The organism is Streptococcus mitis (assembly GCF_001579035.1).
GTDB lineage: Bacteria > Bacillota > Bacilli > Lactobacillales > Streptococcaceae > Streptococcus > Streptococcus mitis_J.
The window spans coordinates 61,836-63,404 of sequence record NZ_KQ970289.1 but is presented as its reverse complement, the minus strand read 5'-3'; the positions used below and the strand labels follow the sequence as shown (position 1 = coordinate 63,404).

The 1,569-nt window shown below is 42.0% G+C and carries 2 protein-coding genes; both read left to right on the top strand.

Going from position 1 to position 1,569, the window contains the following annotated elements; all coding sequences use genetic code 11:
- Positions 1 to 645, top strand: a 645-nt coding sequence (locus SMIDD26_RS07520) for an N-acetylmannosamine-6-phosphate 2-epimerase (RefSeq protein WP_061439720.1), incomplete at its 5' end; no start/stop codon positions are given.
- 114 nt (positions 646 to 759) lie between these two features.
- Positions 760 to 1,569: ABC transporter substrate-binding protein (locus tag SMIDD26_RS13140; protein WP_246746985.1), on the top strand; the 810-nt coding region annotated here is incomplete at its 3' end.

Here is a 1,569-nt window from a genome sequence, read left to right as displayed (position 1 = left end):
GTTTCTTGTCAGGCTCTTCCTCATGAACCGCTTTATACAGAAGCGGGAGGGGTGATTCCCTTGCTGGTCAAAGCGGCTGAGCAAGGTGGAGCAGTCGGTATCCGAGCCAATAGTGTTCGCGATATCAAGGAAATCAAGGAAGTCACCAAACTTCCGATTATTGGGATAATCAAACGAGATTATCCGCCACAAGAACCCTTCATCACGGCTACCATGAAAGAAGTTGATGAATTGGCAGAACTGGACATCGAGGTGATTGCTCTGGATTGTACCAAGCGTGAACGCTACGATGGTTTGGAAATTCAAGAGTTCATTCGTCAGGTTAAGGAGAAATATCCTAACCAGCTCTTGATGGCTGATACTAGTACTTTTGAAGAAGGATTGGCAGCGGTCGAAGCAGGGATTGACTTTGTCGGAACAACCTTATCAGGCTACACATCTTATAGTCCAAAAGTGGACGGTCCAGATTTTGAACTCATCAAAAAACTCTGTGATGCCGGTGTAGATGTCATTGCAGAAGGGAAAATTCATACACCAGAACAAGCCAAACAAATCCTTGAATATGGAGTGCGAGGCATCGTTGTTGGTGGCGCTATTACTAGACCAAAAGAGATTACAGAACGCTTTGTTGCTGGTCTCAAATAACACAATCTTAAAAAAGAGGAGAGTGGTGGATGAGTAGGATGAAATGAAATCGAATACAAGAAATAAAGAACTCATTATCCAAGTTGGATACGCTTATAAAATAGGAGAATACAAATGAAATTTAGAAAATTAGCTTGTACAGTACTTGCGGGTGCTGCGGTTCTTGGTCTTGCTGCTTGTGGCAATTCTGGCGGAAGTAAAGAAGCTGGCAAATCAGGTGGTGACAGTGCCAAAACAGAAATCACTTGGTGGGCATTCCCAGTATTTACCCAAGAAAAAACTGGTGACGGTGTTGGAACTTATGAAAAATCAATCATCGAAGCGTTTGAGAAAGCCAATCCAGATGTAAAAGTGAAATTGGAAACCATCGACTTCAAGTCAGGTCCTGAAAAAATCACAACAGCTATCGAAGCTGGAACAGCTCCAGACGTACTCTTTGATGCACCAGGACGTATCATCCAATACGGTAAAAATGGCAAATTGGCTGAGTTGAACGACCTCTTCACAGATGAATTTGTTAAAGATGTCAACAACGAAAACATCGTACAAGCAAGTAAAGCTGGAGACAAGGCTTACATGTATCCAATTAGTTCAGCCCCATTCTACATGGCAATGAACAAGAAAATGTTAGAAGATGCTGGAGTGGCAAACCTTGTAAAAGAAGGTTGGACAACTGATGATTTTGAAAAAGTATTGAAAGCACTCAAAGACAAGGGTTACACACCAGGTTCATTGTTCAGTTCTGGTCAAGGGGGAGACCAAGGAACACGTGCCTTTATCTCTAACCTTTATAGCGGTTCTGTAACAGATGAAAAAGTTAGCAAATATACAACTGATGATCCTAAATTCGTCAAAGGTCTTGAAAAAGCAACTGGCTGGATTAAAGACAATTTGCTCAATAATGGTTCACAATTTGACGGTGGG